Origin of the sequence: Streptomyces sp. NPDC087420, assembly GCF_044744165.1 — a bacterium.
GTDB lineage: Bacteria > Actinomycetota > Actinomycetes > Streptomycetales > Streptomycetaceae > Streptomyces.
This window is the reverse complement of record NZ_JBIUXU010000019.1, coordinates 118,491-136,219: the sequence shown is the minus strand read 5'-3', so window position 1 is coordinate 136,219 and position 17,729 is coordinate 118,491. Positions and strand designations below refer to the sequence as shown.

The following is a 17,729-nucleotide window of genomic DNA, read 5'->3' as shown; positions in this document are numbered from 1 at the left end:
GCCACCCGCTACGACAAAACCCGCGAGTCGTACCAAGCCACCGTCACCATCGCCTCCATCTTCCTCTGGATATGACCTTTGAAGACGACCCCTAGGACGCGGTGTGCTCCCGGGCGTCAGCCGTCAGGGTCCGCAGGCGCCCGCGTGACGCGTGCATCAGGTCGCGGGCCCGGTCCGCCACGGCGGGGACCAGGGCGCCGCCCGCCTTCACGATCTCCCCGCCCACGACCACCGTCTCGACATCCGCGGGACCCGCCCCCATGACGACGGTCGTCACCGGGTCGCCGTACCCGTCGAGATGCGGGGCGCGCAGGTCCACCACGGTGATGTCCGCCCGCTTGCCGGGGGTGAGGCTGCCGATCTCGTCGTCCAGGTGCCATACGCGCGCCCCGCCGAGCGTGGCCGTCCGCAGCAGGTCGCGCTGGTCCAGCGCCACCTCGGCGACCGACTCGCCCCGGCCCACCGCACCGGCGTTGGCGCGCGAGCGCTCGGCGGCCAGCGCGATCCGCATCTCGCTGAACAGGTCGGTACCGGTGCCGGTTGTCGTGTCGACGCCCAGCCCGAGCGGGATGCCCCGCGAGAGCGCCTCCCCGGTCGCCGGATACGTCCCCAGCGCCATCAGCATGTCCACGGACGGAGTGACCGAGAGAGAGCCGCCGCTGGCCGCGACCAGGTCGAACTCGCGCTCGCTCAACTGGTTGCCGTGGACATGGTTGACGTCCGGGCCCAGCAGCCCCAGCTCGTCCAGCACCGACACCGAACCGGGGAAGCCCGCCATGCCCACATGCACGGAGACCGGCAGGCCCAGCTCCCGGGCGAAGGCGAAGTCCCGCTCGGTGGCCTCGCGCGTGGTGAACGCGGGCCCCCGCAGCGCCAGCCCCATGCGCAGCCGCCCGCCCGCTCCGTACGGGAAGTGCTCGGCCTGTACGCGCCGGGCGTCGTCGGGGTGCGCGGGCGCGGGCAGGCCGAAGAACCCGGGACCGTGCTCTCCCGGGCCGCCGTACAGGAACAGCGCCCGGATCCCGGCGTCGCGCAGCCCCCGCACGTTCGCGTCGGCGTGCGCGGGCGTGGTCAGGTTGTGCGACCAGTCGGCGATCGTCGTGATCCCCGCGTCGAGCGCCTGGAGGGCGCCCCACAGGGTGCCCGCGTACAGGTCGTCGGGTGTGTAGTGCGGCGCCAGTCCGCCGAGCACCGCGTTCGAGTAGCCCATGAGCGAGACCCGCCCGGTGTGACCGCCGAGCGCGCCCTGCCACACATGGCGGTGGGTGTCGACCAGGCCGGGGATCACCAGACGCCCCCGGGCGTCCACGACCCGCGCGCCCGGCGCCCGGCCCGCGAGGCCGGGACCGACCTCGGCGATCCGTCCGTCCCGTACCAGCACGTCCCCCTGGGGGAGATCGCCGATCACCGGGTCGTACGTCACCACGTGGCCCCCACGGATGAGCAGATCGTTGCCAGGAACCTCGGACACAGCGCACTCGCCCTCACCGGCCCGCGGCGGGCACGATCGGCTCCCGGTGGGCCACTAGGTATACGGTGGATACCGTCTCCGTCCAGCATCGGACGGCGCCCAGGAGCCCGCAAGAAGGCAGTTTCGACTGCCCTGGTATCCCGGAGGGAACCTCATGACGGACACCGCGTACGTGCCGCGCACCGATCAGGGGGCCCTGCTGCGGGACGTGCTCCAGAGGATCGGCGACAAGTGGTCGGTGATCGTCATCTGCCGCCTCGACGGCGCTCCCCGGCGGTTCAACGAGCTGCGCCGCCTCACCGACGGGATCACCCAGCGCATGCTGAGCGCCACCTTGCGCCGGCTCGAACGGGACGGACTGGTGAGCCGTACGGTGCACCCGACCGTCCCGCCCCGGGTCGAGTACGCGCTGACGGAGCGCGGCCGCGGACTGCACGCGATCCTCTATCGGGTCGTGGACTGGACCGAGGAGAACCTGGCGGGCATCGAGGCTTCTCGTGCCGCGTACGACGCGGGGGCGGGCGCGGACACGGGTGCGGAGGCCGTGACGGACACGCGCGGGGCGCGGGAGGCTGACGACCCGTCCTGACCGGTGTGTTTCATGTGCGTTGTGATGAGCGCTTCGGATAGGGTGCGGGGCGGAGGTGACTGCTGTGTCGCAGCAGGACGAGCTTTTCGCTTCGGTCGACGCGCTGTTGGAGCAGGTGGCCGCGCAGGACGGACTGCCCGAGGCGGAGGAGCGCAAGCGCCTGCGGAAGGCGGCAGGACTGAGCCAGGAGCAGGTCGCGAGGGCGCTGGACGTGCGCCGCGAGGCCGTGACCGCCTGGGAGGCGGGCCGCACCGAACCGCGCGCGCCGAAGCGGGCCGCCTACATCCGCCTGCTGGAGGGCCTCGCCGCCCGCCACCCGGCGCCGGCCGAGCAGTCGCCCACGCCGCCCACGGCGCCACCGCCGCCCGAGCAGGCTCCGGTCCCCGCCCCCGCCCCGCCCCCGCCGCCTCGCGCGGCCGAGCCGGCGCCCCCCGTGAGCCGGCCGCCCCACCGGCGCCCCGTCCCCGCACGCGCCTCCACCACCTCCACCACCTCCACCATCTCCACCGCCCCCACCTCGCCCCCAGCCTCCGCCGACCCCCGCTTCGCCAACGGCCCCCTGGCGGTCCTGGACGGCGAGGGGAACGCGTACTGCGCCGGTGGCACCGTCCTGGACTGCCCGGCCGGCGACGTGGTCTCCCTCGTCACCTGGACCCTCGCGGAGGCCAGGCTGGGCGCCCCCCGCCTGCACCGCAACGGCAAGGACGCCGACCCGCTGATCGTGCTCACCGAGGGAGCCGCGGAACGCCTGGGCCTGCCCGCCGAGTTGGCCGACCGGCGCGCCCTGCGCCTGCCGGACGGCCACCCCGTCCTCAAGCGGCTCGCCCGCGCCAAGTGGCAGTTGACCCAACGCGGCTTCGGCCCGTGGGCACGGATCTACCGGCCCGCGCGGGACGGCCGGCGCCAGTGTGTGCAGCTCGCGGTGGTGCCCTGGGGCGCGCTCGACCAACGCGCCTGGGGCAACGCCGGTGAACTCTCTCCCGCCGACCTAGCCCATGTGCTGGGCTCCTACGCCACGTTGGTCCTCACCCCCCGCGGCTCCACCGCCGTCTCCGGCCTGGAGCTGATGACCGCGCTGCGGCCCCCGACCAGGGCGGTGCAGGACGAGACCGGCGCCTGGGTCTCCGGGCCGGTGCCCGGCTCGCTCACCGCCGCCGTCGACCCGGCGCCCCCCGAGGCACCCGACGAACACCCCGTGGCCGCCGCGCTGTACCCCCGTACCCACCAGCGCACTTCGGCCGAGGTGCTGGACGAGGAGGCGTACGACTGGATCCGTGACCCCGAGCTGCTGACCGACGAGGAGTGCGCGAAGCCGTACGCGGTCGGCATCGACGTCAACATGGCGTTCGCCGCCGCCGCGAACCGGCTGGTGGTCGGCACGGGCCCGGCGGTCCACGTGACAGACCCGGCCTTCGACAAGAAGCTGCCCGGCTCCTGGCTGGTCGACCTCTCCGGGGCGACCGGCGTTTCACCGAGGACCGTGCCGTCCCGGTGGTGGTCCCAGACCGTCCACCAGACGCGGGCGGGCCGCCGGGACGGCGGGAACTCGACGACCAGGTCGACGTTGTCGGCCCGGGCGTGCGCGACCCTGCGGTACTCGGTCACCGGCTCCCGGAGCGGGGCGTAGACCAGCTCGTACTCCAGGGAGGCGATCTGGCCGGTCTCCAGTGGTGCGGGGAAGGCCAGTTCCACGACCGGCGTGCTCCCCGGCAGGTCCAGGCGGTCACCGACGCGGGCCCCGCGCAGCACCGTCACGCCGACGGCGCCGGGTGGCAGCCGGCAGGGGAACGAGGAAACCCCGTCCTCGCAGGCCATGACCGCCCGCGTGGTGCGGTGGCGTTCCGGGGCGCCGTCACGGCCGATGCGATGCCGCTCGAACACCGACACCGTCCGGTGGCGCTGGCGGACCGGCAGGTACTGCGGCATCCGCAGTGTGCCGGTCACCGCACCGCCGCCCGCCCCTGCCCCCGGCACCGCGGGCCCGGCCGGGCCCGCCGGCGGCTCCGCCCCCGACCACCGCGTGCGCAGCGCCATCGCGTCGGAACCGTTCATCCTGAAGGCGGCGATGAACCACTCCAGCGTCTCCCGGCTGAGGAACTCCCCGCCCAGCGCCCGGTGCACCCGGTCCTTCAGCCGCCGCGCCAGATCCCGCTCCGTGTCGGGGCGCTCACCGCTGTCCCACAGGTGCAGGGCCAGGACGCGCGCCACCGCCGAGGCGCTCAACGGGCCCGGCGAGCGGCGCAGTTCCCGCTCCCAGCGGGCCCGGTAGGCCGCGCGCCCGGTCAGCAGCCCGCGCAGCAGCTCCGCGGTGGCGGCGGCCGTAGCCCGCCCGTCCGCGCTCCGCGTTCCGGCCATGCGGTGGGCCCGCCCCTCCCGTGCGACACGACTGCGACGGAGCGGTGGTGCACTCGTCATCCGGCCGCACCCGCCTGCGCCGTCCTCCGTTCCGATGGGAGCCTACACATGAACACCCTTCCCGCGGCCCGGACTTCGCGGGACCCGTATCCGGCGGAGACCGTGCTGGAGCAGGCCTTCGCCGCGGGGGCGCGGGCCGACCTGAGGGGGGAGACGACCGCGGCGGCCCGTACCGTGCGGGCCGCCGCGCTCGCCGCGCTCCTGCGCGGGGTACGGGGGCCGGCGGCGCCCGCGGGACGGGCCACGCCCGCCCTGTGGCTGTGCGGCGCGCGCGTGGTCGGACGACTCGACCTGACGGGGGGCGGAGTGGCCCCGGAGATCCTCCGGATCCGCTTCGAGGACTGCGAGTTCGACGAGCCGCTCGTGTGCACCGACGCCGTCCTGCCCGGCCTGGCCCTCACGGGCTGCCGGGTGCCGGCCGTCGACGCCGACCGGATACGGGTACAGGGCCCGCTGGAGCTGCGACGGTGCACCATCCCCGCGGGGGTGCGGCTGGAACGGGCCAGGGCCGAGACCGACGTGGTGCTGACCGGCAGCACTCTGGGCCCGGGGCCCGACGGGCGGGCGCTGGCCGCCGAGGGCCTGGCCGTCGCCGGAGCCCTCGACCTCTCGGGGACGGTGGCGGCCGGGGCGGTGTACCTGGCGGGTGTACGGGTGGCCGGGCCGGTACGGCTGGACGACGCCGAGATCCGCGCCCCGGGCGGCGACGCGCTCACCCTGGACCGGGCGGTGCTCGGCGACCGGCTGCTGGCCCGCAAGCTCGTCGTCGAGGGCGGGCTTCGGATGTTCAACGCGGACGTCGCGGGCAGCGTACGGTTCACCGGCGCCCGGCTCAGCCACCCCGGCGGCATCGCCCTCGGGGCGTCGGGCGCCACCGTACGCGGGGCTCTGTGGTGCACGGCGCCGTTCACGGCGAGCGGCGAGGTCCGCCTGACCGGCGCCGAACTGAGAACCCGCCTCGACCTCTCGGGTGCCCGCATCGGCCACCCGGGCGCGCTGACCGCGCTCAGCCTGGACCGGCTCTCGGCGTCCGACGTGTGCCTGCGCGGCCTGACCGTCACGCGCGGCACCGTGACGGCCGAGGGGATCCACGTCCGCGACACCCTGGACCTGCGCGTCGACCGGGCGGACGAGCTGAAGCTGGACCAGGGCGCGGTGGGCGTCCTGCTCGACGGCCCGGCCCACTGGCCCGCCCGGGCGGGGCTCGCCGGGCTGTCCTACCGGGCGCTGCACCCCGTCCTGCCCGCCGGCGAGCGGCTGCGCTGGCTGGCCCGCGACCGGTCCGCCGAGGCCGCCGCCCAGCCGTACGAGCAACTCGCGCAGCACTACACGGCCCTGGGGCGTCCGCTGGACGCGCGCAAGGTCCGCTACGCCGCCCAGCGCCGCCACCGGGCCGCGCTGTCCGGTCCGGCCCGGTGGTGGGAGGGCGTGCTCCAGGCGACGGTCGGCTACGGCTTCCGGCCGTGGCGGGCCCTGGGCTGGCTGGCCGCCCTGGTCGCTCTCGGCACCGTTGTGTTCGGGGCGGTGCCCCCCACCGCGCTGGAACCGGAGAAAGCCCCGCGCTTCCACGCGGCGGCCTACACACTGGACCTCCTCCTGCCTCTGGTGAACCTGGGGCAGGAGACCGCCTACCAACCCACGGGGTCCCTCGCGTGGTTCGGCTACGCGCTGGTCGGGATCGGGTGGGTGCTGGCATCGGCGGTGGGGCTGGGGCTGGGCAGGTCCCTGTCGCGGAGCTGAGGCGGAGTGGCAGAGCAGGCAGGGCGGAACGAGGGAGGGACCTTGCCCGAGGAGAACGGCACGATGACCGGCACTACCGGCACTATCGGCACTACTGGCGCTATCGGCACGACGACCGGCGCTCAGAGCCTTGCGGAGTTGTACCCGCGCGCGCAGGACGGCACGCCCTTGCGCGGCGACCTGGCCGACGGCGAATCGCTGTTGGGGATGACACTGACCAGCACGCGCAGGGAGGTGCTGCTGCGGGAGGCCGACCGGGAGGCGCCCGAGCCCCCCGAGGACGGCCCGGGACGGCCGGATCTGCGCATCGAACCCGCCGGACCGCAGCCGCAGAAGGCGCCCGCAGCGGCGGTCGGCTCGGGCTCCGGCTCCGGCTCCGGCCTCGGCCTCGGCCTCGGCCCCGGCCCCGGCCCCGGCCCAGGGGAAGTCTTCGGTCCGGCCGAGGAGCTGGCACCGGGCATCGGGGACGCGGTGGACCGCTGCCTGGACGAGACCGGCGCCGAAGGCGCCTTCGTCCGCCTGCTGATGAACCGGGTACCGGCCCGCGAGCACGCCTTCTGGCTGATCGGGGGCGCAGTCCGGGACCTGGTGGACCTGGGCCCCGAAGCCCGGCCCAACGACCTGGACTTCGCCGGGACCCTGCCGCCCGCGGAACTGCTCCAAGAGATGATGGACCAGAAGGCCGGCACGGGACTCGGCGACTACCGCCCGAGGATCAGCCCCAGCCTCGTCGTCCACCTGTCCCGGCCGGAGCAGGGCGGCCCCCGCATCCTGGAGTACAAGGCCCTCGCGGTGACGGACTTCCTCTTCCCGGCCTACGGCGGCAGCCTCACCGACGACGTCGCCTCCCGCGACCTCACCATCAACAGCCTCTACTACGACCACGGCAAGAGCATCCTGGCGGACCCCACCGGCGAGGGCATCGCCCACCTGAAGGCCCGGCCGCGCATCCTGGCCAGCCACAACGCCGAACGGGCCCTCGGGCGCCGCGCCGGGGTGCTGCTCCGGTTCCTCAAGTTCGCCGTCCGCCACCCCGACGCGGACGTCACCCGGCTGCTGGAGTGGGCCGCGAACCTCCCCGCCGACCTGCCCGGCCGGCTCACCGAACAGGACTGGCGGGCCCTGCGGTACTCCTGGCGCGCCGCTGTCCCCGACGCGGGCCGGCCACGGGCCGTGTACGTCGCCGAGCTGCTCGGGCCCGCCGCCGTGGCCCTGGTGGACCGGCTCACCGAGGAGGTGCGGCGATGACCGCGGCACACCGGCCCCTGACCGTCTGGGTCCAGGCCGCCCGCACCGCCCGGCCCGGGCCCCTCTGGGCCGCCCACGGCCCCGTCAACGACGGCGACGAGCGTGCCGACGCCCGGCACATGGCGCGCTTCTCCACGGGCTGGGAGCGCTGCGCGCTGCCGCTCGCGGACGGCGGCCACGGCCTCGGCCTGACCGAGCCCGCCACGGGCGAGGCCGTCCTGGAACTCGACGACTTCGGCCGGCCGCTGCCCGCCGAGCCGGCCACGGCCGGGGCCGTCGCCGCGATCGAACGCCGCTGGCCGGCCCACCGGCTGGAACCGGACGAGGAGGCCCGGCTGCACGACGCCGACCCGGGGCTGCGCTACAGCCTGCTGGACCGCCTCGCGGCCGAGGGCAGGCCCGGACCGGAATGCTTCCACGTGCTGCCGTGGGAACGCGTGGACCGGCTCGCGGACCAGGTGACCGCGGCCCTGGCCTCCGGCGGGCCGCCCGTACCGGACCCCGTACGGCTGCACCACTATTTCGCCCCCGCCGGATCCCGGTTCACCGCCGCGCTGGAACAACTCGCCTTCGCCCTGAGCTCAGGCGATCCGCGGCTCCGCAGGGTCGCCACGACGGCGCTGTGCGCGCGCCTTGCCGGGGCCGCCACCGGCCGCGTCCCGCAGACCACCCGCGAGCGGCTGCGGTTGCTGCTGGACGCCGTCGGCCGCGACGACGCCTTCCTGCACGCGACGGCCGCACTGGCGGCGGACCGGCTCGCCGGAGCCTTCCCGACGCCGTACGCACCGCCGGAACCGGACGGGCGGGCGATCGCCTGGCGGACGCTCGCCTACGGCAGGGCCGCCTCCGTGAGGAACCGGTTCGCGCCGGCCGCCGACGCCGGATCCACCGGCTCCGAGGACACGGTGCGGCGGGCCCCGTTCACCCTCACCCTGAACGTCCGCTCCACCGGCCGTCTCTACGTCACGGTCACCGCGCCCCTGGACCCCGCCACCACGGACCTGCTGGCCCGCGCGTACGACGAGGTCCTGCTGCTGCCCGTGCAGGTCACCGGCGCGGCCGAGGGCCACGAGGTGTACGTCCTGCTCAGGTCCCTCGCGGACCGCCTCGCGGGCGACCTGGAGATGACCGCCACGACCGAACCCGACATCACCGCCGACCAGGCAGGTCCGCCCCTCGGGCCGGCGGACCTCCCGTCCCTGGACCCGGAGGCTGTCCGCAGGACGCTGGCCTGCCAGGTACGTGAGTCCGACCGGCGCCGCTGGCGCGGACTGCTCGAACGGCTCCCCGACGGGCATCCCGTACGGCGCGCCATGGAAGGGGGTTGAACGGGATGACGGCACTGAAGGACATGGCCGCGGCCGCCGTCGGTCGCGGCAGGGGCCGCAAGAGGGTGCTCGAAGCCCTGGACACCGCCCTCAACCGCGAGTTCCTCTTCGGCCCCGAGACGGGGGACCTGTGCGAAGAACTGTCCAAGGACCATGGGGCGCTCGTCGCCTGGCTCTCCCGCCTGGTGGAACGGGACGACCTGGCCGCGCTGCACCTCCTCCACACCGGAGAGGACAGCGCGTTCCACGACGGTCTGGCCAGGAAGGCCGACTTCGCACACGGCCATGCCACGACGGAGAGGAGTGAACTCAGGCTCGACCCCTCACTGACGGAGGATCTGCGCCGGGCCTCCGGTCTGGCGGTGTTCGACCCGGCGAGGACCCAGATCCTCCTCGACCCGGCACGGGTGCAGGCCGCTCTCGCGTTGGACCTGGTGGACCCCCAGCTCGACGAGGGACGGCTGGCGGCTGCCCTCAGCTGGTACCGGAACGCGGGATCCACCCCGGACCTCCCGGCCGGCTCCTGGACCCCGGCCGGGCTCTCCCACGGCGACGAACGCCTGCGGCGCGCACTGGAACGGCTCGTGGCCGCGGCGGGGGACACCGCCGGCACCGGCCCGGTCCTGGCCGTGGCCATGGCGCTGTGCCGCCTGGCACTGGGCAGGCTCCCGGGCCGGCCCCGCCCCCCGGTGGCCGTCCGGGTCCTGTTCGACTACCGGGGTGTCGGCGCGGCCGCACGGCTCACCCTGATCCTGCTGCCGGGCGGGCCCCGGGGACTCGTGCCGGACCCCGGGACGATGCCGCTGTTCACCACCGACGGCACGTTCACCGCGGCCATGGCGCGGGCCTGGAACGCGGCCGGGCAGAAGGTGTCAGGGACCGTGCTGTGGTCGGTGCAGGGATTCGAGCTCGCGGACAGGGGTGGATTGGCGGGGCACCCGTCGCTCTTCCGGATCACAGGGCCGTCGCTCGGGGCGGCCTTCGGCGTGCTTCTCGCCGAGACGGCCCGTGTTCGCCAGCCGGCCCTGCGCCTGGGAGAGCCCGGACGGTGGGCCGCCGCCCTCGGGCGCCGCTACCTCCTCGTCACGAGGGTCCAGCCGAAGAATTCCGTCACGGCGGACGTGACGGACGAGGGGGAGCTGGTCTCCGTCGCCGGATTCCGCGCCAAACTGGCCGCCGCACACGGCCTCGGCGTGGTTGTCGTCGCAGAGGTGGACGGGCGCGAGGCCCGCGGCGCGGCCGACGAACTGCGCACGGGACGGCCGCAGATCGCCGCCGTGCCGGATGTGGCGAAGGCCGCGCGCAAGGCCCGTAGCCTCAGCCGCAGGCACATAGGCATATATGTGCTGAGCGTCCTGACGCCTCTGGTCATCTTCTTCGGCGCCGCCGCGTGGGTCCAGGCGGGCAACGCCGAGGAGGAGAAGCGCCAGAAGCAGGCGCGGACGCTGCTCAACGACGCCACCGGCGTCCAGGACTCCGATCCGGCCCTCGCCCTGCGCCTGGCGCTTTCGGCGCACCGGATGAGCCCGAACGAGGCCTCGCGCAACAGCCTCGTGCGCATCCTGCTGGAGACCCGCTACCGGGGCGAGGTACCGGCCGTGCCGGGCACCCCGGGTCCGACGGCGGTGGCCTGGACGAACGGCGGCCGCACGCTGCTGACCCGGGACGGGGACCGGATCACCGTCCGGGACGCGGCGAAGCGCACCACGGTGGCGAGCCTGCCCGTACCGGCAGGCGGGAAGGGGCGCGAGCCGCAGCGCCGGCTGCCGCCGGTCCTGCTGCCGATGAACCCCGCCGGCGGGGCGGTGCTCATCGGCACCGCCGACCACCGGGCCGAACTGTGGGGCTTCGAGGACCCCGCCCACCCGCGGAAGCTCGCCGCGCTGCCCGGCGACGGCCAGGTGCTCCAGGCCGCCGTCGGCGGCGACAGCCGCACCCTGGCCACCCTCGGACCGCTCGGCCCGCCGGGCAGCGGTGGCTCCGCCTCGCCCGAGGCCCTCACCGTGTACGACGTGGGGAACCCGGGCGAGCCCCGTGCGACCGGGCAGTTGGCCGCGTACCCGGCCACGTCCGACACCCACGTCGTCGACCTCTCGGTCAACCGTTCCGGCAACCGGGTAGCGGTCACCGACGGCCGGCGGACCCGGTTGCACGACACCCGCGCCGCGGGGCTCCCGGCGGTCGTCACGATCAATCCGTCCGGACAGCTCAACCCCACCTCCGATGTTGCCTTCGACACCCGCCTGGACTCCGCCCTGTACACCGCGACCACACGCCCGAACGTGATGGCGGCGGGCAACCAGTTCATCGACGTCTGGAGCATCGGACCGGAGCAGGGCGGCGACGGGTACCGGAAGGAAGCGAGCCTGCGCGGGGCGAGCCAGGTGGTGACCGGTCCCCGCGGAGGGGCCGTCGCGTTGGACGACACCGGGGCGATCCTGCTCGGCAGTCAGACCATCTTGCGTACGACGACCGGAACGGCGCAGAGCGGGGACGCCGAACACGGGGCGCGGCTCGCCTTCACACCCGACGGCAACCGACTGGCGGCCCCGGCTGCCAACGGCACGTTGCGGCTCTGGTACGTCGGCGACCATGCCGACGCCGATTCCGCGGACCCGCTCCAGAGCTACGAATCGGCCGCATTCGCCGCACGGGCCTCCGTCCTCGCCGTGTCCCAGCGCATCGCCGGCACGACGAGGGGGGAACTGGAGACGGTCCTCCTCGACACGGCGTCCGGACCGCCCTTCAAGCGCCTCACCACCTTCCCGGATCCCGCCGACCTGCTCGGCATCGACCGGGACGCCACCCGTCTCGCCGTGCTGCGGGCGGGTGAGCTCACCCTGTGGGACATCAAGGACCGAGCACATCCGCGTCGGTTGAAGGCTGAGTTCCCCCTGCCCCAGGACATCTCGGTGGGTGCCGGCGGCCCCTCCGGGGACGGGAGCGGCCACGCGACCGGGGGCCTGACCTCCCTGCTGGTCGGCCTGAAGGGCACCACGGTGGTGGCGGTCCGCGCGGGCTCGGCCGAGGCGCTCGTCTGGCGGGTCGACGGCGACGGCGACCACGCGGCACCGGCCCAGCGGCTGACGGGCGGTACACCGGCACCGACGGAGGCACCGACGGAGGCGTCGCCGCCGGACGGGGGCATGGACGACATCCCCGGCGACGGGGAGGAGCCCGCGGCGAGCGTGTCCGGCGGGTGGACCCCCGGGGCGATCCCCGGTGACGGAGCCTGGCCGGAGGAGTACGAGGACGCGGAGCCGGAGTCCGCGCCCCGCACCCTGCCCGATGCCGCGTTCACGTCCGGCTCCGACGCGCAGGGCGACGCGGCCCTCTCTCCCGACGGGCGGACACTCGTGGTGGACGCCGGCGGTACGGAGCTGGCTGTATGGGACGTGTCGGGTCCGGTGGAGGCCCGCGTGACCCAGACCATCGGCGCCCCTGCCGAACGGGGCCCGCTCCTGTTCAGCGAGGACGGCGGCATCCTGCGCGCCGGACGCCTCGGCTGGCGGCTGACCGGCTCCGGCAAGGCCGAGGCGGTCGCCGACCTCCCCCTGCCCCAGGGGGCCGGGGACATAAAGGTGCTCGCGGAAGGACCCTGGGGCGCGCTCGCGGTCACCTCGGGGCCCAAGACGTTCACCACGTGGTATGTGCGGGCGGAGATGGAGCCGGTTGCCCTGGGGACGGACGCCTTCGGCGAGGTCCCGCGGGCGTTCGCACTTCCACCCGGCCGCCTCCTGCTGGGCTACTCGGGCTTCGTCGTACGGGACGTCAGGGAGGCGGTGACAACCGCGGCCGATCCCGAGACCGCCGCCTGCGCGGTGACCGGGGGAGGGCTCACCCGGGCGGAACTCCGAGCGCGCGCCCCCGGCGCCACCTGGCACCCGGCCTGCCCGGAATGACGCTCGGCCCCGGGCAGGCGGATGCCGCCTTCCACCGCCACCCCGGCGGGGACGTGCTCTTCAGCCTGTCGTCCGCGGGCATGATCCGCTGCGAACTCCGGGGCGGCAGGGCGAAGTCACGGTCCGTCGTCCAGGCCCGTCACGGGCGGTCCACGCGGAAGTGGTAGCAACCGTATTCAACCGCCCGCACGTGGACCTGCGCGGTCTCCGGGTCCGCGAACGCCTCCGTGAACGCCTGGTCGAAGGCCGTTTCGGCGTCCTCGGGCAGTTCCACCATGCGGCCGCCGATGATGTGACCCCGGCTGTCGTAGCGGCGGAAGGCGCGCAGAGCACCGGGGCGGGCCCACGGATGGCCGGCGTCCGGCGCGGGGCCGCCGCAGTCCTCCGCGTGGATGAAGACCGGGCCCTGCTCGTCGTAGGCCCCGGGTTCCGCACCCGTCTCCGCCGCCCAGCGGCGCAGCGGGGCGTACGAGACGAGGGCGATCCGGTCGCCCACGGCGCTGGGCCGCAGGCAGCAGCGAAGCGGATGGTCGCCCTCCGTGTCCGCGTACGGGTGTGCCGGACGCCCGGCGTCGTCGCGGACGCGGAGCTCCTTGAGGGCGGTGGGGGTGATGGGCTGAGGCTGGTAGACGCTGGTCATGCCGTTCAGCGTGGCGTAACGGCGGGTGCGGGGCTGGCGGGAATCCGCCGTGACGTTTTGGGGCCGGTTGTCCTGTGGGAGCCGGCCCACGGGGCCCCGAGCGGCCGGTGATCGTCCTCAGGGCAGGGCCCGGCGCTCTGCGGGAAACGCGATGCCGGTCATGTCCTCGGAGAGGGTCCACAGGCGGTGCTGGAGCGACACGTCGTAGGACTGCGGGCTGGAGCGGACCACCTCGGGGTGGCCCTTGCTCTGCTGGAATCCACGGGGGCCGTAGTACTCGCCTCCCCGTACGTCCGGATCGGTCGCCGCGCGGAGCACGGGCAGCGCCCCCATCTCGGGCGACTGGAGGAGCAGCGGCCGGATCACCGCGAAGGCCGCGCGGGTCAGGGGCGAGGAGTGGGACATCGCGGTCCGGGAGCCGGTGGTGTCGGCGCCGCCGGGATGGGCGGCGACGGCGAGCGGTCCGGTCGCGGGCAGTCTGCGGTGGAGTTCGTAGGTGAACATCAGGTTGGCCAGCTTGGAGTGCCCGTACGCGGCCGTCCGGTCGTAGGGGCGGGCCCGCCAGTCGAGATCGCCGAGATCGATCGGGCCGCCCATGCGGTGGCCCGCGCTGCTGACCGTGACCACGCGGGAGGCGGGGGAGGCGGGCAGCAGGTCCAGGAGCAGGCCGGTCAGGGCGAAGTGCCCCAGGTGGTTGGTGCCGAACTGGAGCTCGTAGCCGTCCGGGGTCGACAGGCGCGGGGAGTACATCACCCCCGCGTTGTTGATCAGCATGTCGATCCGGTCGCAGGTGCCCCGCAGTTCCCCGGCCGCGGCGCGGACCGAGGCGAGCGAACCCAGGTCGAGCTTCTGTACGCGGACCCGCGCCGCCGGCGCGACGAGGGCGATCTCCTCCGCCGCGTGTTTGCCCTTGTCGGGGTCCCGAACCGCCAGGACCACCGCCGCCCCGCGCAGGGCGAGAGCTTTGGCCGTCTCCAGGCCGATGCCGGTGTTGGCGCCCGTGATCACGGCCGTGCGGCCGCTCTGATCGGGGATGTCGCGGGCCGTCCAGCGCGCGGGCTTCGGTCGGGTCATCGGTTCCTCCACATGTCGTACGGGGGCTCGGCGGCGCGACGCGGGCATCGGGGGCCCGGCCGCCTCCCCCCGATGGTGAATGCCATTCACCTACTGGTGAATAGTGTTAACCTTCACGGCATGGCAGTCAAACGGCGCCCCACCGGCACGCATCACGGCGATCTGCGCAACGCGCTGGAGGAGGCCGCCCTCGCCCTGGTCGGCGAGCGCGGCCCGCACGGATTCACCCTCGCCGAGGCCTGCCGGAAGGCCGGGGTGAGCGTGTCCGCGCCGTACAAGCACTTCGCCGACCGGGAGGCCCTGCTGGCCTCACTGGCCGTGAAGGGCTACCAGGAGCAGCGGCGCCGCTACCGCGCCGCGCTGGCCGCGCACACGGACCCGACGGAGCAGCTTGCGGCCTTCGCGGTCGCCTACGTACGGTTCGCCGTCGAGGAGCGCGCCCTGTTCGACATCACGTTCCTGGCCGGCCTCGACAAGAGCCGGCACCCCGAACTGGCCCGGGCGGGTGGCGCGTTGCACGACGACCTGATGCCCGTCACCGGCCGGATCGCCCCCGACGCGGACCAGGCGTTCGAGCTGCTGGTCCAGGTCGCCGCGGCAGCCCACGGTCTGGCCCTCTTCCAGCAGCAGGACATGCTGCCGGGCCTCTGGAACACCCGCTCGTCCGTCGAGGAACAAGCCGCCCGCACGGCCCGCGCCCTCGCCGGCCGGCACCTCCGCCAGGAGACGTAGTCCGGCCCTCGCGATGACAGCCGGCGGCACGTCCACGGCTATGCCGTTCCCCCGGCGTTCGCGACCAGGCGGACGAGGGTGTCGACGAGCGCGTCCGCCGTGGTACGCAACTGCTCGGTGTCGAGGTGACCGCTCAGCTCCATGTCCGCGATGCCATGGGCGCTGCTGAGCAGCAGGGCGCCGTAGTGCCCCGTGTGTCGCGCCCCCCGACGACGTCCGCGACGACGGCCGCGTCGGGCCTGACCGCCGACGCCGCCGCCCGGGTCATCACGAAGGCCGTGACGGCCCGCCGACCGCGCACCCGCTACACCGCCGGCCGGGACGCCGCCCTGATCACGCGCCTGGGCCCGTTCCTGTCCGACCGCATCCTCGCCGCCACTACCCGAAGGGAGCCGCGGCGTCATCACCCACCGCACTCTCCGCCTCGGAGATCCGAACGACAAGCCCTAGGTGAAACGCGGCAGCCAACTCGCCCGGTAGTCCGGGTGGTCGGCGTGTTCCGCCGCCAACTGGCGTACGGCGAAGCCGAGGCCGACCGCACGCCCCGACGGGAAGTCGGACGCGGGGGAGTCGACGTCCAGGGCTGCCAGGGGGACGTACTGGTCGAGCAGGACGCGGCTCGATCCGACGCGCCGGAGTGTCCGCGCCGGGTCCTGGCGGGCGATGTGCTGGTCGAAGCCCCGCGTCCGGACGCTGAACGTGATCGCCCCGAGGCTGTCGTGCACCTCGCCCGGCGACTCCTGGGGGGTGCGCCAGCCGGCGCCTCCCGCCGCCTCGGCCAGCCGCTCCTCGTCGTCGAGGCGCGCGCGTACAAAGGCCACGAGGTCCGCGTTGTGCTCGGTCATCAGGCTGTCGGTCCCTTGCGGTCGAGTCCGGATCGCAGGGAAAAGAGTATCGTCACCGCCGGGTGCGGAGGTACCGCCCGCACGGCCGGACGGAGCGGTCACCCCGTCGGCCACCCCACCACGCGGGTCACTTCTTCCGCAGCCGCGCCACCATCTCCCGCAGATGGGGGAGCTGCTGGTAGAGCGCCTCGCCGGGACACTGGGTCTCGTACTCGTCCCGGTGACCGGAGATCACCCTCAGCTCGGCGGGCTTTCCCTTCGGGAAGCGGCTCCCGTCGTTGTTGGACACCATCCGCACCCGCCCCTCGGGGTCCACTCCGCGCGGCAGCTTCCACGCCGCGACGGCGGCGATCGACTTCAGCATCGCGGGCGGCACCTCCTGGCCGCTCCCGAAGTGGCCGAGCGCCGCGATCCCCAGGGTCCGGCCGTTGAACCCCTTCGCGTGGGCCCCGCGCACCGGCCGGTCCACGCCGCCGGCGCGTCCCTCGTAGATGTTCCCGCAGCGGTCGACGACGAAGTTGTAGCCCAGGTCGTTCCACCCCATGTCCTGGATGTGGTGCTCCTGCATGGAGCGCAGCATCCCGGGCACGTCCGCACGGCAGTCGTAGCTGTTGGAATGATTGGTGTGATGGAGGAACACCATCTCCACCGCCCCGGTGTACGCGGGCTTCTCACGTACGGCCTTCTCGTCCGCGTGCCACACCGACCGCCCGATGATGGCCGGCCGGGGCGCCGCCGGCCCGACCTGGACATGGGGGTGCCGTGGCTCCGGTGTTTTGCTCTCCGGAGCGTCGCACGTCACCACCAGTGCCAGCGGCAGAAGCGCCAACCCCTGCCTGATCTTGCGGGGCCACATCCCCCCAACCTGGACCCCCGGGCCCGTACCGCCAAGCGGGACGCGCCCGGTCGGGTGAGGGAAGGGCCCGTACGGCCGCCACCACCGGCCCCCGACGGGCTACCCGGCGCCCCGGCGCCCGGCCCGGGCACCCGACGTCCCGACGCCCCGCCACCCTGCCCAGGTACGGGACGACCGGCGGCGGAGGCCCGGGCGGAGGCCCGGGCGGGGACGCGGGCGGGGGACGCGGGCGGTCAGTTCGCCTCGACCCCCGCCATGCCGTCCGGCGTGACGCTGAACCAGGTGCCGTCCACCCCGTACCCCTCGACGTCCCCGGGCTCCATGTCCTCGCTGTACCGGTAGACCGGCTGTCCCGACAGGGTCACCTGGAGGCTCCCGTCCGCCCGCTTCACCACACCGACGTCGGACTCCTTGACGCCGTCGACGAAGATCTTCCCCTTCGGGGCGATGAGCACCGGCGGCCAGGTGTCGGTGCAGGTGTCGTCGCAGTTCGACTTCGAGGGGCTCGCCCCGTCCTTGTCGAAGCGGTACAGCGTGAATCCGGCTCCGTTGACGACGTTCGAGTCCGGGCTCCCCGTCGTGACGGCGGTCAGCTGCACCCACTTCTTCGCCACCTCCGACACGACCGGCGTGCCGGGCACGTTCGCCCAGTCGCCCGTCTTCGCCGGAGCGTGGTTCTCCTTCGCGGTGCCCGACAGGAAGCTCAGGTCTCCGAGCAGGGCCCGGCCGGCGGCCGCGGCGCCGTCCGAGGTCCCGCCCGAACCGGCGCCGCACGCCGTCAGCAGCATCGCGCCTATGGCGGCCGTCGCCGCGATCGTCCCTGTGCGCTTGCGGAACAACATGGATCTCCTCGTGGTGCGTGCTCCGTCTCTGCCGGAGCGTCTAATCC

General features: G+C 74.4%; 14 protein-coding genes. 8 read left to right on the top strand and 6 right to left on the bottom strand.

Translation table 11 applies throughout. The annotated features are described in order from the left end of the window. Positions 1 to 91 precede the first annotated feature (91 nt). Positions 92 to 1,471, bottom strand: a complete 1,380-nt coding sequence (locus ACIO1C_RS33110) for an amidohydrolase family protein (RefSeq protein ID WP_401870726.1) — start codon at positions 1,469 to 1,471, stop codon at positions 92 to 94. Positions 1,472 to 1,625: 154 nt separating this feature from the next. On the opposite strand from ACIO1C_RS33110, the gene ACIO1C_RS33105 reads away from it, so the two are divergent. The 7 genes from ACIO1C_RS33105 to ACIO1C_RS33075 all read left to right on the top strand — a co-directional run bounded on the left by ACIO1C_RS33105 (position 1,626) and on the right by ACIO1C_RS33075 (position 12,693). After that, entirely contained in the window at positions 1,626 to 2,060 is a 435-nt protein-coding gene (locus ACIO1C_RS33105) for a winged helix-turn-helix transcriptional regulator (protein ID WP_401870723.1), read from the top strand. A gap of 64 nt (positions 2,061 to 2,124) precedes the next feature. Further along, complete coding sequence (gene tap, locus ACIO1C_RS33100) at positions 2,125 to 3,687, top strand: telomere-associated protein Tap (protein ID WP_401870720.1); 1,563 nt, start codon at positions 2,125 to 2,127, stop codon at positions 3,685 to 3,687. 186 nt (positions 3,688 to 3,873) lie between these two features. Then, complete coding sequence (locus tag ACIO1C_RS33095) at positions 3,874 to 4,329, top strand: hypothetical protein (RefSeq protein WP_401870717.1); 456 nt, start codon at positions 3,874 to 3,876, stop codon at positions 4,327 to 4,329. A 194-nt stretch (positions 4,330 to 4,523) separates the two neighbouring features. Next, positions 4,524 to 6,215 (top strand): hypothetical protein, encoded by a 1,692-nt coding sequence (locus ACIO1C_RS33090; protein WP_401870715.1) that lies wholly within the window; start codon positions 4,524 to 4,526, stop codon positions 6,213 to 6,215. Between the two features lie 63 nt (positions 6,216 to 6,278). Then, the gene (locus ACIO1C_RS33085; RefSeq protein WP_401870712.1) at positions 6,279 to 7,463 is read left to right on the top strand and encodes a hypothetical protein; all 1,185 of its coding nucleotides are present in this window, start codon (positions 6,279 to 6,281) and stop codon (positions 7,461 to 7,463) included. Then, a complete protein-coding gene (locus tag ACIO1C_RS33080; protein ID WP_401870709.1) occupies positions 7,460 to 8,791 on the top strand; it encodes a hypothetical protein in 1,332 nt (443 codons plus the stop codon). The genes ACIO1C_RS33085 and ACIO1C_RS33080 overlap by 4 nt, the downstream gene beginning before the upstream one ends. A gap of 5 nt (positions 8,792 to 8,796) precedes the next feature. After that, complete coding sequence (locus tag ACIO1C_RS33075) at positions 8,797 to 12,693, top strand: hypothetical protein (protein ID WP_401870706.1); 3,897 nt, start codon at positions 8,797 to 8,799, stop codon at positions 12,691 to 12,693. Positions 12,694 to 12,832: 139 nt separating this feature from the next. On the opposite strand, the gene ACIO1C_RS33070 is transcribed toward ACIO1C_RS33075, so the two are convergent. Both ACIO1C_RS33070 and ACIO1C_RS33065 read right to left on the bottom strand, forming a co-directional pair. After that, entirely contained in the window at positions 12,833 to 13,333 is a 501-nt protein-coding gene (locus ACIO1C_RS33070; protein ID WP_401870703.1) for a DUF1203 domain-containing protein, read from the bottom strand. 117 nt (positions 13,334 to 13,450) lie between these two features. Next, positions 13,451 to 14,407, bottom strand: a complete 957-nt coding sequence (locus tag ACIO1C_RS33065) for an oxidoreductase (RefSeq protein ID WP_401870700.1) — start codon at positions 14,405 to 14,407, stop codon at positions 13,451 to 13,453. 120 nt (positions 14,408 to 14,527) lie between these two features. On the opposite strand from ACIO1C_RS33065, the gene ACIO1C_RS33060 reads away from it, so the two are divergent. Next, on the top strand, positions 14,528 to 15,139 hold the full coding sequence (locus ACIO1C_RS33060) for a TetR/AcrR family transcriptional regulator (RefSeq protein WP_401870697.1): 612 nt from the start codon (positions 14,528 to 14,530) through the stop codon (positions 15,137 to 15,139). Between the two features lie 446 nt (positions 15,140 to 15,585). Here the strand turns inward: ACIO1C_RS33060 and ACIO1C_RS33055 are convergent, their stop codons facing one another. From ACIO1C_RS33055 to ACIO1C_RS33045, 3 genes are all read right to left on the bottom strand, one after another. Then, positions 15,586 to 15,984: a DUF6221 family protein gene (locus tag ACIO1C_RS33055; protein ID WP_401870695.1), complete on the bottom strand. Its 399-nt coding sequence runs from the start codon at positions 15,982 to 15,984 to the stop codon at positions 15,586 to 15,588. 127 nt (positions 15,985 to 16,111) lie between these two features. Then, the gene (locus tag ACIO1C_RS33050; protein ID WP_401870693.1) at positions 16,112 to 16,840 is read right to left on the bottom strand and encodes an N-acetylmuramoyl-L-alanine amidase; all 729 of its coding nucleotides are present in this window, start codon (positions 16,838 to 16,840) and stop codon (positions 16,112 to 16,114) included. Between the two features lie 233 nt (positions 16,841 to 17,073). Then, a complete protein-coding gene (locus ACIO1C_RS33045; RefSeq protein ID WP_401870690.1) occupies positions 17,074 to 17,682 on the bottom strand; it encodes a hypothetical protein in 609 nt (202 codons plus the stop codon). Positions 17,683 to 17,729 lie beyond the last annotated feature (47 nt).